At 73.2% G+C, this 23,727-nt stretch carries 4 protein-coding genes; 3 read left to right on the forward strand and 1 reads right to left on the reverse strand.

Features of this window, described 5'->3' with window-relative positions; translation table 11 throughout:
• Window positions 1-7: 7 nt before the first annotated feature.
• The 3 genes from ACZ60E_RS03500 to ACZ60E_RS03510 all read left to right on the forward strand — a co-directional run bounded on the left by ACZ60E_RS03500 (window position 8) and on the right by ACZ60E_RS03510 (window position 21,318).
• Window positions 8-20,452, forward strand: coding sequence for a non-ribosomal peptide synthase/polyketide synthase (locus ACZ60E_RS03500; RefSeq protein ID WP_469437611.1), 20,445 nt, complete (start codon window positions 8-10; stop codon window positions 20,450-20,452).
• 72 nt (window positions 20,453-20,524) lie between these two features.
• Window positions 20,525-20,728, forward strand: a complete 204-nt coding sequence (locus tag ACZ60E_RS03505) for an MbtH family protein (RefSeq protein WP_384797493.1) — start codon at window positions 20,525-20,527, stop codon at window positions 20,726-20,728.
• 80 nt (window positions 20,729-20,808) lie between these two features.
• Window positions 20,809-21,318, forward strand: a complete 510-nt coding sequence (locus ACZ60E_RS03510; RefSeq protein WP_384797496.1) for a GNAT family N-acetyltransferase — start codon at window positions 20,809-20,811, stop codon at window positions 21,316-21,318.
• Between the two features lie 66 nt (window positions 21,319-21,384).
• Here the strand turns inward: ACZ60E_RS03510 and ACZ60E_RS03515 are convergent, their stop codons facing one another.
• Complete coding sequence (locus ACZ60E_RS03515) at window positions 21,385-23,700, reverse strand: FdhF/YdeP family oxidoreductase (RefSeq protein ID WP_469437614.1); 2,316 nt, start codon at window positions 23,698-23,700, stop codon at window positions 21,385-21,387.
• Between the last annotated feature and the right edge of the window lie 27 nt (window positions 23,701-23,727).

The following is a 23,727-nucleotide window of genomic DNA, read 5'->3' on the forward strand; positions in this document are numbered from 1 at the left end:
CCAGACCATGACGTCTTCGAAGCGAGACCGCAGCACGGCACTGCCCCAGGATCTCCAGGAGGTGATGCGCCGCCGCCTCGCGGGCCGGGCCGCCAGCGCCCGCCAGGGCATCCCGCACGCCGACCGCACCCGGCCGCTGCCGCTGTCCTTCGCCCAGCAGCGGCTGTGGTTCCTGGACCGGCTGCGCCCCGGCGACGCCCGCTACAACAGTGCCGTCGCCCTGCGGCTGAGCGGCCCGCTGGACCACACGACCCTCTCCCGCGCACTGGACACCGTCGTCGAGCGGCACGAGGCGCTGCGCACCACGTTCGAGGAGAGCGACGGACGGCCCGCGCAGTCGGTACGACCGGCGGCCCCGGTGCCGCTCCCGGTGGCCGACACGCCGTCGTACGCGCTGGAGGCGGCGCTGCTCGCCGAGTACGAGCGTCCCTTCGACCTGGGCGCCGGCCCGCTGCTGCGGGCCCTGCTCCTGCGCGAGTCGGACACCGCGCACACCCTGCTGCTGACAGCCCATCACATCATTACCGACGGCTGGTCGATGGGGATCGTGCTGGAGGAACTGTGCGGCGCGTACGACGCCTTGGCCCGGGGTGCGGTACCGGAGTTGGCCTCAGTGGTGACGCAGTACCCGGACTTCGCCGCATGGCAGCGCGAACAGCTCTCCGGCCCACGCCTGGACCGCCAACTCGACTACTGGGGGCAGCAGTTGTCAGGGGCCGTCGCTCCCCGGCTGCCGCTGGACCACCCCCGTGACGGGGAGGAGTCCGGCGCGGGCGCCGTACGCACCTTCACCGTGCCCGCGGGGATCACCTCGCGGCTGCGGGAGTTGGCGGCGGAGCAGCACACCACGCTGTTCACCTCCCTGGTCGCCGCCTGCCAGGCCCTGCTGGCCCGCTGGTCCGGGCAGGACGACATCACCGTCGGATCCCTCACCCCGGGGCGTTCGCGCACCGACCTGGAACGAACCGTCGGCTTCTTCGCCAACACGGTGGTCCTGCGCACTCCCGTGCACACGGGCGACTCCTTCCGCGACCTCCTCGGGGCCGCCGCGACCACCGTCAACGACGCCTTCGCGCACGGCGACACGCCGTTCGAGCGGCTGGTGGAGGCGGTGGGGGTGACTCGCGAGGCGGGCCGCAACCCCTTGTTCGACGTGATGGTCCTGCTCCACCCGGCGCCGCCCGCGGCTCCCGCCCTGCGCGACCTGACCGCCTCACCGGTCGAGGTGCCCCGGCAGGCGGCCACCTTCGACCTCAGCGTCGAGTTCGTCCCTGATGGGGAGGGGCTGACCGGCCTGCTGGAGTACCGCACCGACCTGTTCGACCCGGCCACGGCGGAACGGATGACCGACCAGCTGTCACGCACGCTGGAGGGTGCCGCGACCGCGCCGGACCGGCCGTTGGGGTCGCTGCCCCTGCTCGGTCCGGACGAGGCCCGGCGGATCACGGAGGAGTGGAACGGCACCGCGCTGGCCGTCCCCGCCGCCACCTGCCCGGAGCTCTTCGCCCGGCAGGCGGAGCGCACCCCGCACGCCACGGCGCTGGTCGCGGGGGAAGCCCGCCTCGACTACGCGACGCTCAACACCCGCGCCGACCGGCTCGCCCGCCACCTCATCGCCCGGGGCGCCGGCCCCGAACGCCTGGTCGCACTCCGACTGCCACGCACCGCCGACATGATCGTGGCCATCCTCGCCGTCTGGAAATCCGGCGCCGGGTATCTGCCTCTGGACCTCGCCCTGCCGGAGGAACGGGTCCGCTTCCTCCTCGACGACGCGCGCCCCGCGCTGGTGCTGGACGAGGCGGCATTGCGGGCGGTGTGCGGGGCTGAGCCCGGCGCGCTCCCGGACCCGGGCTCCAGCCGAGCCACCGCACCCCCCGACCCGGACACCACCGCGTACGTGATCTACACCTCCGGTTCCACCGGGCGGCCCAAAGGGGTCGCCGTGACGCACCGGTCGCTCGCGCATCTGCTGGCCACGCACCGCGAGGGCTTCGTCGCGGATGCGGGAGGCGGGCCGTTGCGGGTGGCGCTGACCGCGTCGTTCTCCTTCGACACCTCGCTGGAGGGCGTGCTGCTGATGGCCGACGGCCACCCGCTGCACCTGGTCGACGAGACGACCCGGCTCGACGCCGCCGCGCTGGTCGAGTACGTCGTCGAGCACCGCGTCGACTTCCTCGACCTCACCCCGTCCTACCTGCGCCAACTGCTGCCCGCCGGACTGCTCACCGACCCGCGCCACCATCCGCGCGTCCTGATGCTCGGCGGCGAGCCGCTCGGCCCCGCCCTGTGGCGCGAGCTGGCCGGACACCGGGACGTGGCCGCGTACAACTTCTACGGGCCCACCGAGTGCACGGTCGACGCCCTGGCCTGCCGTATCGAGGGCGATGGGCGCCCCCTGGTGGGCAGGCCACTGCCCAACCTCCGCGCGTACGTCCTCGACGACCGCCTCCAGCCGGTGCCGCCCGGCGTCGGCGGCGAGCTGTACCTGGCGGGCGAGCAGGTGGCCCGCGGATACGCGGGTCGGCCGGGGCTGACCGCCACCCGCTTCCTCGCCGACCCCTTCGGCCCGCCCTCGACGCGGATGTACCGCACGGGCGACCTGGCCCGCTGGACCGCCGACGGACGTCTCGACCACCTCGGGCGGGCCGACGACCAGGTGAAGGTACGCGGCCACCGCATCGAGCCGGGCGAGATCGAGGCGGCGCTGCTCGACCTGCCGGACCTCATTGGCGCCGCGGTCGTCGCGCTTCCCGACACGCACGGCCATCTGCGGCTCGCCGCCTACGTCGTCCCGGCCGCGGACGCCGAACCGCCCACCGCCGCGCACCTGCGGGCCGCCTGCGGGCGCGTCCTGCCCGACCACATGGTGCCGTCGTCTTTCACCGTGCTCGACGCGCTGCCGCTGACCACCAGCGGCAAGCTGGACCGCCGTGCCCTGCCCGCCCCCGACCTCGAAACGGCCTCGCGCGAGAAGGAGTTCGTCGCACCGCGCACCCCGGAGGAGGAGACGCTGGCCGGCATCTGGGCCGAGGTGCTGGGCCTTACACGCGTGGGCGTCACCGACAACTTCTTCGAACTCGGCGGCGACTCCATCCTGAGCATCCAGGCCGTCTCCCGCGCCCGCGCGGCCGGCCTGCACCTGACCTCGCGGGACGTCTTCCGCCATCAGACTGTCGCCGACCTGGCCGCCGCCGCGTCCCGCCGCACCGCCGAGGCACCCGCACCCGTACGGACACGCGAAAACGGGCCTGCCCCGCTGACCCCGGTCCAGGAGTGGTACGCCGCCACACACGGCGACCGGGACGGCAACCTGCGGCCCTTCAGCATGTCGATGCTGCTCGACCTGCCGTACGACGTCGACGAACCCGCACTGGAACGCGCCGTGGAAGCGCTGGTCACCCACCACCCGGCACTGCGCACCCGCTTCGCCCGCATCAGCGAGACCGGCGAAAGCAGCACGATCGCAGCGGCCGGCGACACCTGGCGGCAGCACCCCGGGGAGGGACCGGCCTCCGGCCTGCTGACCCGTCACGACCTCTCCGCCGCCGCGGACCCCGCAGACCTTGCAGAGGCCCGCCTCGCCGCCGCCCACACCGCCCGCGCCGCCCTCGACCCGGCGACCGGCGCCCTGCTGCGCGCCGCCCTCCTCCAGTCCGCGCCCGGCGACCGCCCCCAACTCTTCGTAACCGCACACCACTTGGCCGTCGACAGCGTGTCCTGGCGCATCCTGCTCGGTGACCTCCAGCAGGCCTACCGGCAGGCGGCAGTGGGCGAGGCGATCCAACTGGAGCCCGTCGCCACGTCGTTCACCGACTGGGCCGCCCACCTCTCAGGCCTCGCGCGAGCAGGAGGCCTGGACGGCGACCTGCCGTACTGGACCACGGAGGCCGCCCGGCCCCGTACCCCGTTGCCGGTCGACCGCCAAGGAACCCCGCTCGCCGGAACCGTACGCACCGTCCGTACCCGAGTGGACCGCGCCACCACCGAGGCCCTGCTGCGCCGGGTCCCCGCCGCCTACCGCACGCAGGTCAACGACGTCCTGCTCGGCGCGTTGAGCAGGGTCCTCGCCGACTGGACAGGCGCCGACCACGTGACCGTCGCCCTGGAGGGCCACGGGCGCGAGGACCTGATCCCGGGGGACGTGGACCTGTCCCGCACGGTGGGCTGGTTCACCTCCCAGTACCCCGTCACCCTCACCCCGGCCGGAACGCCCGCCGCACCCGACTGGGGCGGCACCCTGAAGGCCGTCAAGGAACGTCTGCGGGCCGTGCCCCGGCGCGGACTCAGCTATGAGGCGCTCGCGCGCCTGGGTTCACCCGACCCGGCCGCCCGCGCCCTGCGCGAACTGCCCCTGCCTCAGGTGTGCTTCAACTATCACGGGCAGTGGGACACCACCGCCGGGGCGGACTTCGTACCGGCCGCCGAGGTGCCCGGTCGGGACATGGCGGCCGACGAACCCCTCGACCACCTGCTCGACATCTCCGCCGCGGTCACCGACGGCGAGCTGGAGATCACCTGGCACTACAGCGACCAGGCCCACACCCCGGACACAGTAAGGGAGTTGGCGAACGGCATGGTGGCGGCGCTGGCCGCGATCGCCGAGCACTGCGCCCGGCCCGGCGCGGGCGGCCGTACCCCCTCCGACTTCCCCCTCGCCCGTCTGGACCAGGCCGCCGTGGACCGTCTCGTCGGCGACGGCCGCGCGGTGGAGGACCTGCTCCCGCTCACCCCGCTCCAGGAAGGCATGCTCTTCCACCGCCTGGTCGGCGGCGCCGACGACGTGTACGTGGACCAGGCCGCCCTGCTCCTCGACGGCGTGGCCGACCCGCAGACGTTCGGCCTGGCCTGGCAGCGGGTCACCGACCGCACACCCGCGCTGCGGACCTCGGTCGTCTGGCAGGACGTGCCCGTGCCCCTCCAGGTCGTGCACCGGGACGTACAGGTGCCCCTCACGCACCTCGACTGGCGGGACGTGGACCCGGGGGAGCGCGCCGACCGCCTCGACCGGCTCCGCGCCGACGACCTGGCGCACGGCATCGACCTCGCCTCGGCGCCCCTGATGCGGCTCACCCTGGTCCGGCTGCCCGACGCCCGGCTGCACCTGCTGTGGACCTCCCACCACCTCATCCTCGACGGCTGGAGTCTGGCCCAAGTACTGACCGAGGTGTGCGAGGAGTACGCGGCGCTCACCGCCGGCGGTGAGCCGAGCCCGCCCGTGCGCCGGTCCTTCGCCGACTACGTGCGCTGGCTGGCCGACCAGGACGCCGAGGGCGCGCGTGCGCACTGGCGCGAGACGCTGGGCGGCTTCGCCTCTCCCACGCCGCTGCCCGTCGACCGGCCCCTGACCGGCACGCACGAGAGCCGGTCGGCGGACGTCCACACGGCCGAACTGTCCGACGCGGTGTCCGCGACGCTGGCCCGCACCGCGCGCGACGCGGGACTGACCGTGAACACCGTGGTGCAGGGCGCCTGGGCGCTGCTGCTGGCCCGCCACAGCGCCGAGCCGGACGTGGTGTTCGGCACGACCGTCTCCGGCCGCCCCGACGAACTGCCGGGCGTGGAGTCGATGGTGGGCATGTTCATCAACACCGTGCCCACCCGCGTCCATGTCGACGGCCACCGCCCGGCCGCCGACTGGCTGCGCGAACTCCAGGACGTACAGGCCGAGTCGCGCCGTTTCGCCGCCGCCTCCCTGGCCGAGCTGACCGCCCTGAGCGATGTGCCGTCCGGTACCCCGCTCTTCCACAGCATGGTCGCCTTCGAGAACTACCCCTTCGACGCGGCCCGCACCTCCGGCTCCGGAGTGCGGCTGGTGGACGTGGCCTCCCGGGACGCCACCAACTACCCGCTGGTGCTCCGCGCCTACCAGGGCGAACGGCTCGGCTTCGACCTGGCCTACGACCCGGAACTCTTCGACGCCGCAACGGTTCGTGCGCTCGCCGACCGCCTGCGCCTGCTCCTCGCGGAGATCGCCGAGCATCCCGAACGGCCGCTGCGCGCCCTGGCCCGGACGACCGCCGAGGAACGGCGGCGCGTGCTGGTCGACTTCAACGGCACCGAGCACGGCCGGCCGACGGACACCCTGGTGGACCTGTTCGAGGCCCGGGCCGCACGCACCCCCGACGCCCTCGCCGTCACCTGCGGCACCGACCGCCTCGACTACGCCACACTCGACGCGGCGGCCGGCCGCCTCGCCCACCGGCTGGCCGAGGCCGGCGCCGGACCCGAGCGGTTCGTGGCCCTCGCCCTGCCCCGCTCCACCGACCTCGTCGTGGCGGTCCTGGCCGTCCTCAAGACGGGCGCCGCCTATCTGCCCGTCGACCCGAAACTGCCCGCCGAACGCGTCGCCCAACTGCTGGACGACGCCACCCCGGTGACCCTCGTGACGACCACCCTGATGACGACCACGGAGGCCGCTGGACGCGTACGGGACACCGGCGTCCCGCTCCTCGTACTGGACGCCCCCGATGTACGGGCCGACCTCGCCCGCCGCCCCGCCACCGGACCCGCTTCGGCCCGCCGCCCCCTGCCGGAGAGCCCCGCCTACGCCATCTACACCTCCGGCTCCACCGGCCGCCCCAAGGGCGTGGTCGTTCCGCACGCCAACGTCGTGCGCCTGTTCAACCGCACGCACCACTGGTTCGGCTTCGACGAGTCGGACGTGTGGACCCTGTTCCACTCCTACGCCTTCGACTTCTCCGTCTGGGAACTGTGGGGCGCCCTGCTGCACGGCGGCCGGCTCGTCGTCGTCCCCGACGACACCGCCCGCTCCCCGGAGGACTTCCTGCGGCTGCTCGCCGACGAGCGGGTCACCGTCCTCAACCAGACCCCGTCCGCCTTCTACCCGCTGGCCCGCGCCGACGCCGAACACCCCGAACTCAGTGCCCAACTCGCCCTGCGCACCGTGGTCTTCGGCGGCGAGGCCCTGGACGTCGACCGCCTCACCGAGTGGTACGCGCACCACCCCGACACCGCGCCACGCCTGGTCAACATGTACGGCATCACCGAGACCACCGTGCACGTCACCTACGAACCACTGGACCGCACCACGGCCCGCACGGGCACCGCGAGCCCCATCGGCACCGGCATACCCGACCTGCGGATCTACGTCCTCGACGGCGACCTGGCCCCCGTACCGCCCGGAGCCGTGGGCGAGATGTACGTGGCGGGGGAGGGCCTGGCACGCGGCTACCTGAGAAGGCCGGGGCTGACCGCCACCCGCTTCCTCGCCGACCCGTTCGCGGCGTCCGATCCGTCCACGGCGTCCGACCCGATCGCGGCGCCGGGGCGGCGGATGTACCGCACCGGAGACCGGGCCCGCCGACGGGCCGACGGCACGCTGGAGTACCTGGGCCGCGCCGACCAGCAGGTGAAGATCCGCGGCTACCGCATCGAACCCGGCGAGATCGAGGCCGCCCTGCACACCCACGCGGGCGTCGGCGCGGCTGCGGTGGGCGTCTACGAGGACGGCTCCGGGACGCGCCGACTGGTGGCCCACGTCGTCGGCCGGGGCGGCGCCGAACCGCCGGACGCCACCGAACCGCCGACGGCCACCGCACCGCCACCCGCCGCCGAACTCCGCGCCCACCTGGAGCGGCTGCTCCCCGCGCACATGGTGCCCGCCGCCTACGTGCCGCTGGCGGCCCTGCCGCTGACCGTCAACGGCAAACTCGACCGGCGCGCGCTCCCCGCTCCCGGACCGGACGGCTTCGCCACGGACACCGAGCGCGTCGCGCCGCGCACGCCCGCCGAGCGTGCGGTCGCCGCCGCCTGGGCGGACGTCCTCGACACTGACGAGGTGGGAGCCGACGACGACTTCTTCGCCCTCGGCGGCGACTCCATCCTCGCCGTCCGGGTCGTCTCACGGCTGCGCGCCGCCTTCGGTACCGAGGTCTCGCCCAGGCTGCTGTTCACCCACTCGACGCTGTCCGCCCTGGCCGCCGAACTCGGCGACCCTGCGCCGAACGGCACCGCACCGGCCGACGTCATCCCGGCCGTGGACCTGGACACCCCGGTACCGCTGTCGTACGCGCAGCAGCGGCTGTGGTTCCTCGACCGGTTCGAGCCGGGCAGCACCGAGTACACGACCCTGTCCGTACTGCGCCTGCGCGGCCCGCTCGACGCCGACGCTTTGCGGGCCGCCCTCGACGGACTGGTCGCCCGGCACGAGGCGTTGCGCACCACGTTCGCCGAAGCCGGACAGGACGGTCGGGAGCACGGCCGGCTGGACGGCCACGCCCGGCAGCTCGTCCACCAGCCGTACCCGGTGGATCTGCGGCTGGACGACCTGACCGGCGCCCGCGACCGCCTGGACGCCCTCATCGAGAGCGAGGCGTCCGTCCCCTTCGACCTGGGCGCCGGACCTCTTCTGCGGGCCCGCCTCGTGCGCCTGGCCGAGGACGAGCACGTCCTGGTCCTGGCAGTCCACCACATCGTCACCGACGGCTGGTCGGCCGGTGTGCTGGGCCGGGACCTGGGCGAGCTGTACACGGCCGCCCACGAGAGCCGCGCACCCCGGCTGCCCCACCTGCCCGTGCGGTACGCGGACTTCGCGGCCTGGCAACGCGCCCGCACCGACGAGGTCGACGGACAACTCGCCTACTGGCAAGACACGTTGGACGGGGTCACCCCCCTGGAACCGCCCACCGACCGGCCGCGTCCCGCCGTACGCAACCGGGAAGGCGCCCTGGTGACCTTCACCCTCCCCGCCGCGCTCACCGAGCGGCTGCGGGAGACGGGCCGCGACGTCGACGCCACCCTCTACATGACACTGCTGACGGCCTGCACGGTCCTGCTCTCGCGCTGGGCCGACCAGGAGGACATCACCGTCGGCACGGTCACGGCGGGCCGCGAAAGGCCCGAACTCCACGACGTGGTCGGCATGTTCGTCAACACCCTCGTGCTCCGCAATCGGGTCGAGCCCGGACTGTCGTTCCGTGCGCTGCTGGAACGGGTGCGCACGAACGTCCTGGACGCGTTCGCCCACCAGGACGTGCCGTTCGAGAAACTGGTGGACGCCCTCCAGCCCGAGCGCGACACCAGCCGCACCCCGCTGTTCCAGGTGATGGTGGCGCTGCACAACCTGGGCGCCGAGAACCTCGACCTGCCGGACCTGGACGTCGAACCGCTCACACCCCCGATCCGGTACGCCGCCTACGACCTCGCCTTCGACTTCGTCGAGAACGACGCGAGTGACGGTGGCGTGACCGGCTATCTGGAGTACGACACCGGCCTGTTCGACGCCGACACCGCCGAACGACTGGCCGTACGCCTGCGGTTGCTGCTGGAGGCTGCGGTGGCGGAACCGCACCGGGACACCCGCGGGCTGCCCCTGCTGACGGCCGCCGAACAGCGGCAGGTCCTCGACGAGTGGCAGGGCGGCCAACTTCCCTTGCCGGACAGTGACTTCCCCGCGCTGTTCGAGGCGCAGGCGGCCCGCACCCCGTACGCCACCGCCCTGGTGGCCCGGGACGGCACGCTCACCTTCGCGGCCCTGAACGAGCGGGCCAACCGGCTGGCCCATCACCTGATCGCGCTGGGTGTCGGCCCGGAGCGCGTGGTCGCCGTGCGGCTGCCGCGCACCTCGGAGCTGCCGGTGGCCGTGTTCGCCGTGCTCAAGGCGGGCGGCACCCTGCTCTGCCTCGACCCGGACCTGCCCGAGGAGCGTGTCGCGTTCCTCGTCGAGGACGCCACGCCGCACACGGTCCTGACGGCCGACACCCTGCGCGGGACGCCCTGGGACGCGCTGCCCTCCCACGACCCCACCGACGCCGACCGGCTCGCCCCGCTGCACCCGGACAACGCCGCCTACATCATCTACACCTCCGGCTCCACCGGCCGCCCCAAGGGCGTCACGGTGGAACACCGCCACCTGGTCAACCTCTGCCACGACCATCGGGAAGGACTCGTCGCCCCCCACACAGCCGACGGACGACGGCTCAAGGCCGCACTCAGCGCCTCCTTCTCCTTCGACACCTCCTGGGAGGGGCCGCTGCTGCTCGCCCTCGGCCAAGAGGTCCACCTCGTCGACGAGGACGTACGCCTGGACCCGGATGCGTTCTGCGCCCAGGTCGATCAGCGGGAACTGGACCTGGTGAACGTCACCCCGTCCTTCCTCCGTGAACTCACCGCCGCCGGACTCCTCGCCCCCGGCCGCCACCACCCGCGGCTGCTGCTGGTGGGCGGCGAGGCGGTCGGCTCCGACACCTGGGCGGAACTGTGCGCCGCCCAGGACGACTTCGGCGTCACCGCGTACAACATGTACGGCCCCACGGAGACGACCGTCGACGCCGTCTACGGTCGCTGCGCCGACCACCGCGAACGTCCCGTCATCGGCCGGCCGGGCCGCAACCTGCGCGCCTACGTCCTCGACCGAACCCTGCGCCCGGTGCCGCCCGGCGTACCGGGCGAGCTGTACCTCGCCGGCGCGCAGGTCGCGCGCGGCTACCTGAACCGGCCGGGCCTCACCGCCGCCCGCTTCCTCGCCGATCCGTTCGCGGCGCCCGATCGGCTCGGGGCGTCCGATCGGTTCAGGGCGTCCGGTCCGGCCGGGGCATCCGGTACGGTCCCGGCGCCGGGGGAGCGGATGTACCGCACCGGCGACCGGGCCCGGTGGACCGCGGCAGGGGCGCTGGAGTTCCTGGGGCGGGTCGACGAGCAGGTCAAGATCCGCGGGTTCCGTATCGAGCCCGGCGAGGTCGAGGCCGCGCTGCTCGCGCTGCCGGACGTCACCGACGCCGCCGTGACCGCCCGCGAGCACGCCGGACGCACCATGCTCGTGGCGTACGTCGTGCCTGCCGGAGAGCAGACCCCCTCCGCCGACGAGCTGCGGGTGCGGCTGCGCCGGACCCTGCCGGACCACATGGTGCCCACCGCGTTCGTGCCGCTGACCCGCATACCGCGTACCAGCGGAGGCAAGACCGACCGCCGCGCGCTGCCCGCACCGCCGGCCCAGCCCGACAGCGGCACACCGTACATGGCACCCCGCCCGGGCGCCGAGGAACGGCTGGCCGCCATCTGGGCCGAGGTGCTCGGCATGGACCGGGTCGGCGCGCGGGACAATTTCTTCGCGCTCGGCGGCGACTCCATCCTCAGCATCCAGATCGTCTCCCGCGCCCGCCGTACGGGCCTCGCCCTGACCACCAAGGACGTCTTCCGCCACCAGACCGTCGCCGAACTCGCCCTGCGGGTCGCCGAGTCGGCGCCCCGGCCGACATCCGGTACGGACGACACCGTGCCCGCCGAAGCCCCGCTGACACCGATCCAGCGCTGGTACCTCGACCACCGGCGGCCCGGTGACGCGCTGCGGTTCACCATGACCCAGCGTCTGGAACTGGCCGTCGGCACCGACCTGTCGGCCCTTGAACGGGCGGTCGACGCCCTCGTGAGCCGTCATCCGGCCCTGCGGACCCGCTTCCGGCACACCGAGGACGGCTGGCGCCAGCAGGTGCTGCCACAAGCACCGCACGCCGTGTTCACGCGCTACGACACATCCCACCTGGACGCCCCGGAACTGGAGGCACAGGTACAGCGCGCGGCGGACGCCGCACAGCGGGCACTCGATCCCACCGAAGGCCGGGTCCTACGCGTCCTGCTCTTCGACCGGGGTCCGGAGCGCCCCGCCCAACTGCTCTTCACCGTGCACCACTTGGTGGTCGACGGCGTCTCCTGGCGCATCCTGCTCGGCGACCTGGAGGCCGCTCACCGCGCCGCCGAGGCCGGGCATCCCGTCGAGCTTGCTCCAGCAGGCACCTCGTACGGCCGCTGGGCGCGGCGACTGGAAGAGCACACACGATCCGGCGCCCTGGACGCCGACCTGCCGCACTGGACCCGTACCGCCGCCGCACCCGCCGACCTGCCCGCCGGGCGGCAGGGCCCCAACACCCACGGCACCGCCGCCACCGTCACCGTGGCGCTCGCGGCGGAGGAGACCGAGGCGCTGCTGCGCCGGGTCCCCGAGGTCTACCGCACCCAGGTCAACGACGTGCTGCTCAGCGCGCTCGGCCGCACGCTGGCCCGCTGGTGCGGCCGTGACACGGTCCTCGTCGGGGTGGAGGGGCACGGCCGGGAGGACCTGTTCGACGACGTGGACCTGTCCCGGGCCGTCGGCTGGTTCACCGCCGAGTTCCCCCTCGCCCTGACCGTCGCACCTGACGCCGGCTGGCGAGCCACCCTGCGCTCGGTCAAGGAGCAGTTGCGCGCGGTGCCGCTGCACGGTCTCAGCCACGGCGCCCTGCGCCACCTCCTGCCGGACAGCCCGCTCGCCGACGCCCCCCATCCGCGGGTCGGCTTCAACTACCACGGGCGCTGGGACGCGGGCAGCGGCACCGAGGACGGTCTGTACCGGACGGTGGCGCTCCCGCCGGCCGGCCGCGACACCGACCCGGACGAGCCCCGCCCCTACCTGCTGGACATCACAGGCGTGGTCCAGGACGGGCGGCTCGAACTGGGCTGGACCTACCCGGCGGCCGTCTACGACGAGTCCACCGTGCGGCACCTGGCCGAGCAGATGTGCGCGGCGCTCCGCGACATCGTGGCCCACTGCGCGGAGCCGGACGCGGGCGGCCGTACCCCCTCCGACTTCCCCCTCGCCGCGCTCTCCCAGCAGCAGCTCGACCGGCTGGTCGGCGACGGACGGCACGTCGCCGACGTCCTGCCGCTGACACCCCTGCAGTCCGGCATGCTCTTCCACGGACTGGTCGACACCGCCGGGGCCTACTTCGACCGTACGGCCGTACGGCTGACGGGAGTCGGCGACCCGAGGGCGTTCGCGGCGGCCTGGCAGCAGGTCGTCGACCGCACCCCGGTCCTGCGTACCGACGTCCACTGGCAGGGCCTGCCGCACCCCGTCCAGGTCGTCCACCACCGCGTGGACCTGCCCGTCACCCACCTGGACTGGCGGACCCTGACCGGTGAGGAGCGCGCCGCCGCGACGGAGCGGCTGCTCGCCGAGGACCGCGCGGCGGGCATGGACCTGACGGCCGCGCCGCTCACCCGGATCACCCTGGCCGCACTGCCCGGTGACGAGGTCCTGCTGCTGTGGTCCTCCCACCACCTCATCCTCGACGGCTGGAGCACCGGGCAGCTCCTCACCGAGGTGTGCGAGCGGTACGCCGCGCTCACCGGCGGCCGGGACAGCGCACCGCCCGTACGGCGGCCGTTCGCGGACTTCGTGCGCTGGCTGCGGGAACAGGACGAGGAGGCGGCCGAACGCCACTGGACCGACACCCTGACCGGTGTCACCGAGCGCACCCCGCTGCCGTACGACCGCACCCCCGCCGAGGCGCACCGGGCGCGTTCCGCCCAGTCCGTCCACCACGAGCTGGACGGGGACGTGTCGCGGCGGCTGCGGGAGACGGCGGCCCGCGCCGGGCTGACCGTCAACACCGTGGTGCAGGCCGCCTGGGCGCTGCTGCTGGCCCGCTACAGCGGGCGCGACGACGTCGTGTTCGGTACGACCGTCTCCGGCCGGCCCGCCGAACTCCCCGGCGTCGACACGATGATCGGCATGTTCATCAACACCGTGCCCACCCGGGTACGGGTCCGGGGCGACGGTGTCCTGTCCTGGCTGCGAGGCCTTCAGGAGGCGCAGAGCGAGGACCGGCGCTTCGACTTCCTCTCCCTCGCCCGTATCCAGTCGTTGACCGAAGTCCCCACCGGGCAGGCCCTGTTCGACAGCATGGTGGTGTTCGAGAACTATCCGGTCGACGAGTCGGCCGCCGCCCGGACGGGTGTGGGAGTTGCCGAGGTACGCGCCGACGACGCGACGACCTTCCCGCTGTGTCTGCGCGCCCATCTGAGCGACCGGCTCGGCTTCGACCTGGCCTACGACCCCGCCTTCTTCGACCGCGCGACGGTGGAGCGGGCGACGGCTCGCCTGGCCACCCTGCTCACCCGGTTCGCCGACGGCATCGACGACATCGACGGCGGGGTCGGCGCACTCGACCCGCTCACTGCCGCGGACCGGCGCCTGCTGGAGGAGTGGAACACCACCGCCCGCACGGTGGAGCCGCGCAGCCCGGTGGACCTGTTCGCCGAGCAGGCGCGCCGTACGCCGGACGCGCTCGCCCTGGACGACGGCGACCGGCGGCTGACCTACCGCGAACTCGCCGACTGGTCCGACCGGTTGGCCTCCCGGCTGCTCGCCGACGGCCTCGCGCCCGAGGCCGGGGTCGCCCTGCTCATGGACCGCTGCGCCGAACTCGTCGTCGCCCAGCTCGCGGTCCTCAAGGCGGGCGGCGCGTACGTGCCCGTCGACGGCCGCGCCCCCGAGGAGCGGCGCCGGACCATGCTCGCGCAGGCGAACGTCGGGGCCCGGCTCACCGCCGAGGACGTCGCCGAGGCCCGCAAGGCACCCCTGACGGACCCCGCCGCGGTGCCCGTGGATCCCGACCGGCTGGCCTACGTCATGTTCACCTCGGGATCCACCGGCCTGCCCAAGGCCGTGGCGGTACGCCACCGGGACGTGGCGTCGCTGGCCACGGACAGCCGTTTCACCGACGGCGTGTGCGCCCGCGTGCTGCTGCACTCCCCGGTCGCGTTCGACGCCGCCACCTTCGAGGTGTGGGCACCCCTGCTGACCGGCGGCTGCGTCGTCGTGGCCCCCGGGGAGACGGTCGACGCGGCGCTGCTGCGGCGGCTGATCGGTGCGGGTGCGCGCGCCGCGGCCGACGAACCGGTCGGACCCGTCGGTGACGGCGGGCGCACGGGGACCGCCGGGCGTTCCAGTGACCCCGGTCTGACCTCCATATGGCTGACCGCCGGACTCTTCCGGTTGCTGGCGCAGGACTCGCCCGACTCCTTCGCGGGGCTGCGCCAGGTGTGGACCGGCGGCGACGTGGTCCCCGCGGCGGCCGTACGCCGCGTCCTGGCCGCCTGCCCCGGTCTGACCGTGGTGGACGGCTACGGGCCGACCGAGACCACCACCTTCGCCACCTCCCACGCCCTCGCCGACGCGGCGGCCGTCCCCGACACCGTCCCCGTCGGCCGGCCGCTCGACGACAAACGGGTCCACGTCCTGGACGCGCGGATGCGCCCCGTCCCGCCGGGCTGCGCGGGCGAGCTGTACATCGCCGGCGAGGGCGTCGCACGCGGCTACCTGGGCCGCCCGGGCGAGAGCGCACGCCGCTTCCTCGCCGACCCCCTGGGACCGCCCGGCGCCCGGATGTACCGCACCGGCGACCTGGCCCGGCGCCGCCCGGACGGCACGGTCGAGTTCCTGGGCCGCGCCGACGACCAGGTCAAGATCCGCGGCTTCCGGGTGGAACCCGGCGAGGTGGCCGCCGCGCTGGTGCCCCATCCCGGCGTCGCGGACGTGGCGGTGGTGGCCCGCGAGGACCGCCCCGGCGCCCGCCGTCTGGTCGCCTACGTCGTCGGCCCGGCAGGGGACGACCCGGACGAGCTGCGCGCGTACGCCCGCCGCACGCTGCCCGACTACTTGGTGCCCGCCGCGTTCGTCCCGCTGACGGTCCTCCCACTGAGCGGCAACGGGAAGGTGGACCACACCGCGCTCCCTGCTCCGGAAGGGGACACCGGCCCGGGACAGGGCACGCGGACCGCACCGCGCACGGAGGCCGAACGCCGTACCGCCGACGTCTTCGCCGATGTCCTGGGCGGACAACCGCCCGGCGTGGAGGACGACTTCTTCGCGCTGGGCGGCGACTCCATCCTCAGCATCCGCCTGGCCTCCCGCCTGGCCGAGGAGTTCGGCACCACCCTCTCGCCGCGGGTCGTGTTCACCCACCCGACGCCCGCCGCGCTCGCCGAACTGCTCACCGGGGACCGGACCGCGGACGAAAAGGGTCCCGTCATCGCACCGGTGGCCCGGGACGCGACGGCACCGATGTCGTACGCGCAGCAACGCCTCTGGTTCCTGGAGGAGTTCGCACCCGGCGGCACCGAATACGTCACCGCCCTGGCGCTGCGTCTGCGCGGCCGGCTCGACATCCCGGCCCTCGCGGCGGCCCTGCGGAAGCTGGTGACACGGCACGAGTCGCTGCGTACCACCTTCGACACGGTGGACGGCAGGGGCGTACAGATCGTGCAGCCGCCGCAGGAGGTACCGCTGCCGCTCCACGACCTGTCCGAGCTGCCGGAGGGCGAGCGCATGGCCCGGCTGGAGAAGCGGCTCGCGGCCGACCGCGCCCTGCCCTTCGACCTGCGCGAGGGCCCCCTGTTGCGGACCGGCCTGATCCGGCTGGCCGACGACGAGCACGTACTGACGCTCACGCTGCACCACATCGTCACCGACGGCTGGTCGACCGCCGTCCTCACCGGCGACCTCGCCCACCTCTACCGGGCCGAACTGGACGCGGCCACCGAGCCTTTGCCACCACTGCCGGTGCAGTACGCCGACTACGCCCACTGGCAGCGCACGACCAGCGGACACGAGCAGCAACTGGACTACTGGAAGGAGCAGTTGGCGGACATCGAGCCGCTGGACCTGCCCACCGACCGGCCCCGTCCGCCCCTCCGCACCCGGTCCGGCGCGACCGCCGAGCTGTCCCTGCCACCCGGTGTCGCACGCCGACTGGGGCAGGTGGGCCGGGACCGGGGAGTGACCCTCTTCACCACGCTGGTCGCCGCCGCCCAGACCTTCCTGGCCCGGCTGTGCGGCAGCCAGGACGTCACCGTAGGCACGGTCACCTCGGGCCGGGACCAGGCAGAGATCCAGCACCTGATCGGCTTCTTCGTCAACACCCTGGTGCTGCGCTCGCGGGTCGACGCCGAGCGTCCCTTCGCCGAGTTCCTGGACGACGTCCGGCGGACCGTGCTGGACGCCTTCGCCCACCAGGAGGTGCCGTTCGAGCAGGTGGTGGACGAGGTGCGTCCGGTACGCGACACCAGCCGGACCCCGCTGTTCCAGGTGATGGTCGTCCTGCAGAACACCCCGGCCGCCGGCCTCGACGTACCGGACCTGGAGGTGTCCGCCGTCGAGACGGAGCTCCAGCACGCCGCGTTCGATCTCACCCTGGAGTTCGCCGAGGCGGACTCCGGCGCGCTGGACGGCTTGCTCACCTACAACACCGACCTGTTCGACGCGGCCACGGCCGAGCACCTCGCCGATCAGCTGGCCACGCTGCTGACCGCCGTGGCGGACGACCCGCACCGCGCTCTCGGCGCCCTGCCTCTCGCCTCCGAAGAGGAGCTGAAGGCCCTGCTGGAGCAGGGGCGCGGTACGGCCCGGCCGGTACCGGCGGCGACGCTGCCGGAGCTGTTCGGGCGGCAGGTGGCCGCCACCCCCGACGCCGTGGCGCTGGAGGACACCGGACGGCAGCTGTCGTACGCCCAACTCGACCGCGCCGCCGACCGGCTCGCCCACCGGCTGATCGCCCGAGGGGTCGGCCCCGAGGACGTCGTGGCCCTCGCCCTGCCCCGTACCGCCGAGACGGTGGTGGCGCAGCTCGCCGTCGCCAAGGCGGGCGCCGCCTTCCTGCCCGTCGACCCGAACTACCCCGAGCAGCGACGGGAGTTCATGGTCCGTGACGCGGGCGCCCGGGTGGTCCTCGACGATCCGGCCGAGATAGCGGAGATCTCCGAAATAGGGGAGACATGGCGGGCGGGCGGCCTGGACACCGTGCCCGTCGACGCGGTCCGCGTCACCGCTCTCACCCCCGACCATCCGGCGTACGTCATCTACACGTCCGGGTCCACCGGGACCCCGAAGGGCGTCACGGTGACGCACCGGGGCCTGGCGGGCTTCGCCGCGGCCTCCGCCGAGCGGTACGCGGCCGGGCCCGGCGACCGGGTCCTGCAGTTCGCCTCACCCAGTTTCGACGCCTCCGTCCTCGAACTGTGCGTCTCCCTCCTCAGCGGCGCCACCCTCGTCACGGGAGAGGAAGGGCCGCTGATCGGCGAGCGGCTGGCCCAGGTGCTCGCGGAGCGCCGCATCAGCCACACCCTCATTCCGCCGGCCGCGCTGGCCACCGTGGCACCCGAGACCGCCGGGCACCTGCCGCACCTGCGCACCCTGATCGTCGGCGCCGAGGCCTGCCCCGCGGACCTGGTGGAGCGGTGGGCGCCCGGCCGCCGGATGATCAACTCCTACGGGCCCACCGAGGCCACCGTCGTCGCCACCTGGACCGGCCCGCTGAGCCCGGCGGGAGGCGCGGGGGCCCCGCCGATCGGCCGCCCGGCCGGCGCCACCCGCGTGTACGTCCTCGACGCCGCCCTGCGGCCCGTCCCGCCCTGTGTGACCGGGGAACTGTACGTGGCGGGGCCGGGACTGGCCCGCGGCTACCTCCACCGGCCGGGCCTGACCGCCCGGCGGTTCGTCGCCGACCCGTTCGGCGCGGCGGGGGAGCGCATGTACCGCACCGGCGACCTGGTGCGCTGGGGCGCCGACGGCGAACTGCGCTTCGTCGGCCGCGCGGACGACCAGATCAAGCTGCGCGGCTTCCGTATCGAGCCGGGGGAGACGGAGAGCGCGCTGCGCCGCAGCCCGTACGTGCGCGACGCGGTGGTCGTGGTCCGCACCGACGGCCCGGACGGCCCGGAGGGTCCAGACGGTCAACAGGTCGATGGCCACGCGCGGTTGGTGGCGTACGTCGTCCCCGCCGACGAGGGCGAGAGCAGTGGCGATGGCAGTGACGGTGACGGTGGTCTGCCGGTCGCCGCGCTGCGCGAAGGTCTCGCCGGGCTGCTGCCCCCGCACATGGTGCCGTCCGTGTTCGTGCCCCTGGAGCGGCTGCCCCTGACCCCCAACGGCAAGACGGACCGGCGGGCCCTGCCCGCACCCGACCCCGCGCACACCGCCGCCGCGGCCGGCCCGCGCACCGCGCCCCGTACCGATACCGAACGCCGTATCGCGCACGTCTGGACCGACGTCCTCGGCGTGGCGGACATCGGCGTGGACGACAACTTCTTCGTCCTCGGTGGTGACTCGATCCTGAGCATGCAGGTGGTCTCCCGGCTGCGGCGCGAGGGCCTGCATCTGGCCACCCGGGACCTGTTCACCCACCAGACCGTCGCCGAGCTGGCCACCGTGGTCGGCACGGCTCCCCAGCACACCGGCGAGGGTCCGGCGACCGGCGCGGTGCCCCTCACCCCGATCCAGGAGTGGTTCCTGAGCACACCGCGCGCCGACCACACCCACTTCAACCAGTCGGCGCTGCTGGAGCTGGACGGTACGCCCGACCCCGCCGCCCTGGAGATCGCTCTGGACGCGCTGCTGGAACACCACGACGCGCTGCGCATGCGCTTCACCGAGGACGCCGACGGATGGCACCAGTTCAATCCGCCGCCGGGAGAGCCGGGAGAGCCGGCACAGCCGGGAGTGAGCGAGGGACTCATCGTCCGGTACGACCTGTCGGGCCTGCCGACGGGGGAGCGTGACGCGGCCATGAAGGACGCCGCCGACGCTCTGCACACCGGCTTCGACCTGAGCCGGGGCCCGCTGCTGCGGGCGGCCCTGTTCACCGGCGCGTACGTGGACGACGCCTCGGCGTACCAAGCTGACCGAGCGAATCAGGCGGGCCAAGGGGCAGGGACGGCCTTCCTCCTCCTGGTCGCCCATCACCTCGTCGTGGACGCCGTGTCCTGGCGCATCCTCGCCGACGACCTGGAAGCCGCCTACCGGCAGGCAGCACGCGGTGAGCCCGTCCGGCTGGGGGAGCGCACCACCTCGTTCCGCGACTGGGCCCACCGACTCGCCGGGCACGTCGCCGACGGCGGCCTGGACCACGAACTGGCCTACTGGGAGGACGCCGTGACCGCCGGACAGCTCCCGGTCGCCGCCGCGCCCGGCCCGGCCGCCCAGGAGGCCGGCCCGTTCACCGTCGAACTGGGCGAGGAGGACACGGAGTCACTGCTGCGCGCCGCACCGGCCGCCTACCGCACCCGCGTCAACGACGTCCTGCTGGCCGCGCTGGCCCTCGCGCTGGCCCGCTGGACGGGAGGCGAACGCGTCCGCCTGGATCTCGAAGGGCACGGCCGCGAGGACCTGCTCGACGACGTGGATCTCTCCCGCACGGTCGGCTGGTTCACCACCATCCACCCGGTCGTCCTCCAGGTCTCCGAACCGGACCGCCCCGGGCCCGACCGGAACTGGCGTTCCCTGGTGAAGTCGGTACGCCGCCAACTGCGTTCCGTACCCGGCAACGGGCTGGGCTTCGGCGCCCTGCGCACCTTCGGGCCGCCCGAGGTACGCGAACGGCTCGGCGCCGCCGCACACGGGCAGGTGGTCTTCAACTACCTCGGCCAGTGGGACGCCCGCCCCGCAGCCCCGGACGGCGGCCTCGTACGGACCGAGCACGGCTCCTTCGGCCAGGACCACGACCCCCGGGACGGCGGATCGCACCCGCTGGAGGTGGTCGGCGCCGTGCGGGACGGCCGCTTCGCGTTCACCTGGCACCACCACTCCGGGACGTACGACCCGGCGACCGTGCGCCGCGTCGCCGAGGACTTCGCCGAGGCACTGAGCCACATCGCCCGGCATGCCAGGGAAAGCCTCTGACCCCACACCGCCCCGACGACCCGATGACCCGACGACCCGACACTGCCCCCACCCACGACAGGAGACAACGACATGGACGAGAACACCCGCTACCAGGTGCTGCGCAACGACGAGGAGCAGTACTCCCTCTGGCCGGTCGACATCGAGGTGCCCGCGGGCTGGCAGCCCGTCGGGAAGGAGGGCACCGAGGAGGAGTGCTCCGCGTACGTCGACGAGGTGTGGACCGACATGCGTCCGCGCAGCCTGCGTGAGCGGATGGAGAACACGGAGGCCTGACCCGTCCGCGGCGCGGAAAGACGGGGACGGAGAGCCCTGTCCCGTCCCCGTCCCTCCGCCCTCACCCCAGGAGCCCACCGATGACACCCGTCCTGAAGACCGAACGACTGGAGTTCACGCCCTACCGCCCCGAGGACGAGACCCACTTCGTCGCCCTGCTGCGCAACGAGGAGGTGTGCCACTGGATGGGCCAGGACATGGTCCCCGAGGCCGACCTGCGCACGGCGTTCCGTGCCATCCTCACCGACGTCTACCCCACCCAGCGGTTCGACGTGTGGGGGGTGTGGCGGCAGGGGACGTACATCGGCCACGCGGAGGTGAAGAAGACCGGCAACGTCGACGGTCATGAACTCATCGTCGCCCTCGCCCCCGACCACTGGGGGCAGGGCATCGGCACCGAGGCCGTGCACGGTCTGCTGCGGCATGCCTCCGACAACCTCGGGCTGACGGAGGCCTACGGCATGGTGGGCGCCGGGAACACGGCGAGCCTCGCCCTCTGCCGCCGCCTGGGCTTCCGGCACGTACGCGATGTGGTCGGCGAGGACGGCACCGTGAACCGGATGGTCGTCATCTCCGTGCCCGATTCCTGACGTCCACCGGCCGGTACCTGACGCTCACCACCCGGTACCTGACGTCCACCGGCCGGTGGACGGGATTCACCCCGCCGACACGGTCACCGGCGACGCGACAGGCTCCAGGCGGACCACGATCGCCTTCGACGTCGGCTGGTTGCTCTTGTCGGCCACGCTGTCCAGCGGCACCAGGACGTTGGTCTCGGGGTAGTAGGCGGCGGCGCAGCCCCGGGTGGTGGGGTAGGGGACCACGCGGAAGTCCTCGGCGCGCCGATCGGGGTCGTCGCCCCACACACTGACCAGGTCGACGTGCTGTCCCGCGGTGAGGCCCAGTGCGGCCACGTCGTCCGGGTTGACGAGCACCACCCGACGGCTTCCGTGGATGCCCCGGTAGCGGTCGTTGGACGTGTACGGGACGGTGTTCCACTGGTCGTGGGAGCGCAGGGTCTGCAGCAGCAGGTGCCCCTCGGGGGCCTGGAGCATCGCGAATTCGTTGGCGGTGAACAGCGCCTTGCCGACGTCGTTGTGGTAGACGCCCTCGTTGACCGCGTTGGGCAGTTGGATGCCGCCAGGACGTGTCACGCGCCGGTTGAAGTCGTGCAGTCCCGGGACGATCCGTGAGACGTGGTCGCGGATCGCGCCGTAGTCGGCCTCGAACTGCTCCCACGGGATGTCGGCGGCCCGGCCGTCGAGGGTGCGGCGGGCGAGCCGGCACAGAATGGAGATCTCGCTGAGCAGCAGCGGCGAGGCCGGCTGCAGCCGCCCCTGCGTGGTGTGCACCTCGCTCATCGAGTTCTCGACGGTGACGAACTGCTCGCCGTCGGCCTGGATGTCCACTTCCGTGCGGCCGAGGGTCGGCAGGATGAGCGCGGTCTCGCCGCACACGGTGTGGGACCGGTTGAGCTTGGTGGAGATGTGGGCCGTCAGACGGCAGGTGCGCATGGCCTCTTCGGTGACCTCGCTGTCCGGAGCGGCCCGGACGAAGTTGCCGGCCAGGGCGAGGAAGAACTTGATACGGCCTTCGCGCATCGCCCGGATCGTGTTCACGGAGTCCAGCCCGTGGGCACGCGGCGGGTCGAAGCCGAACTCCTCCTGGAGCGAGTCGAGGAAATCGTCCGGCATCTGCTCCCAGATGCCCATCGTGCGGTCGCCCTGCACGTTGCTGTGCCCGCGCACCGGACAGGCGCCGGTGCCGGCCCTGCCGACGTTCCCGCGCAGCAGCAGGAAGTTCACGATCTCCCGGATGGTCGGGACGGCGTGCTTGTGCTGGGTGATGCCCATCGCCCAGCACACGATGACGCGCTGACTTCCCATCACCTCGTCCCGGACCTGCTCGATCTCCTCGCGGGCCAGACCGGTCGCGGCGAGGATGTCGTTCCACTCGATGGTGCGGGCGTGCTCGGCGAACTCGTCGAAGCCCTTGGTGTCGCTCTCGATGAAGTCGCGGGCGAGGACCTCGCCCGGCCGGGCGTCCTCGGCCTCCAGCAGCAACCGGTTGATCCCCTGGAACAGGGCCAGGTCACCACCGTTGCGGATGTGCAGGAACCGGTCCGCGATCTGGGTGCCCTTGCCGATCACCCCGCTGGGCTTCTGCGGGTTCTTGAACCTCAACAACCCCGCTTCCGGCAGGGGGTTCACCGCGATGATGCGGGCGCCGTTGCGCTTCGCCTCTTCCAGCGCGGACAACTGACGCGGATGATTGGTCCCGGGATTCTGTCCCACCACGAAGATCAGGTCGGCGTGGTGCAGGTCGTCGAGGCTGACCGTCCCCTTGCCCGTACCCAGCGTCTCGTGCAGCGCGAAGCCGCTGGACTCGTGGCACATGTTGCTGCAGTCGGGCAGGTTGTTGGTGCCCAGCGCCCTGGCGAACAGCTGCAGCACGAACGCGGCCTCGTTGCTGGCCCTGCCGGAGGTGTAGAACACCGCCTCGTCGGGAGAGCCGAGCGAGGTCAGCTCCGAGGCCAGCAGATCGAAGGCGTCGTGCCAGCTGATCGGCTCGTACGCGTCGGAGCCCGGCCGCTTGACCATCGGCTCGGTGAGCCTGCCCTGCTGGTTCAGCCATGTGTCGGAGCGCCGGCCCAGCTCGGAGACCGTGTGCTCGCGGAAGAAGTCGGCGCCGATGCGCCGTGACGTCGCCTCGTCGTTGATGTGCTTGGCGCCGTTCTCGCAGTACTCGTTGCGATGCCGGTCGCCGGGCGAGGGGTCCGCCCACGCGCACCCGGGACAGTCGATGCCGCCCACCTGGTTCATGGTCAGCAGGGTCTCCCCGGTACGCCGTACGGAGGTCTCCTCCAGGGAGTACTGCAACGCGTGCGCCACCGCGGGGACGCCCGCGGCCCACTTCTTCGGCGGAGTCACGGTCAGAGCGTCGTTCGGCTCGTCACCGGGGGCCTTCTTCATCGGCATTGCCTTTCAGTCACGCTGTTG

The sequence above is a fragment of the Streptomyces sp. NPDC102514 genome (genome assembly GCF_055584525.1).

Bases quoted from the DNA above. Each gene is read 5' to 3' on its own strand.
- ACZ60E_RS03500 (WP_469437611.1), top strand. From the start codon at position 8: ATGACGTCTTCGAAGCGAGACCGCAGCACGGCACTGCCCCAGGATCTC.
- ACZ60E_RS03505 (WP_384797493.1), top strand. From the start codon at position 20,525: ATGGACGAGAACACCCGCTACCAGGTGCTGCGCAACGACGAGGAGCAG.
- ACZ60E_RS03510 (WP_384797496.1), top strand. From the start codon at position 20,809: ATGACACCCGTCCTGAAGACCGAACGACTGGAGTTCACGCCCTACCGC.
- ACZ60E_RS03515 (WP_469437614.1), bottom strand. From the start codon at position 23,700: ATGAAGAAGGCCCCCGGTGACGAGCCGAACGACGCTCTGACCGTGACT.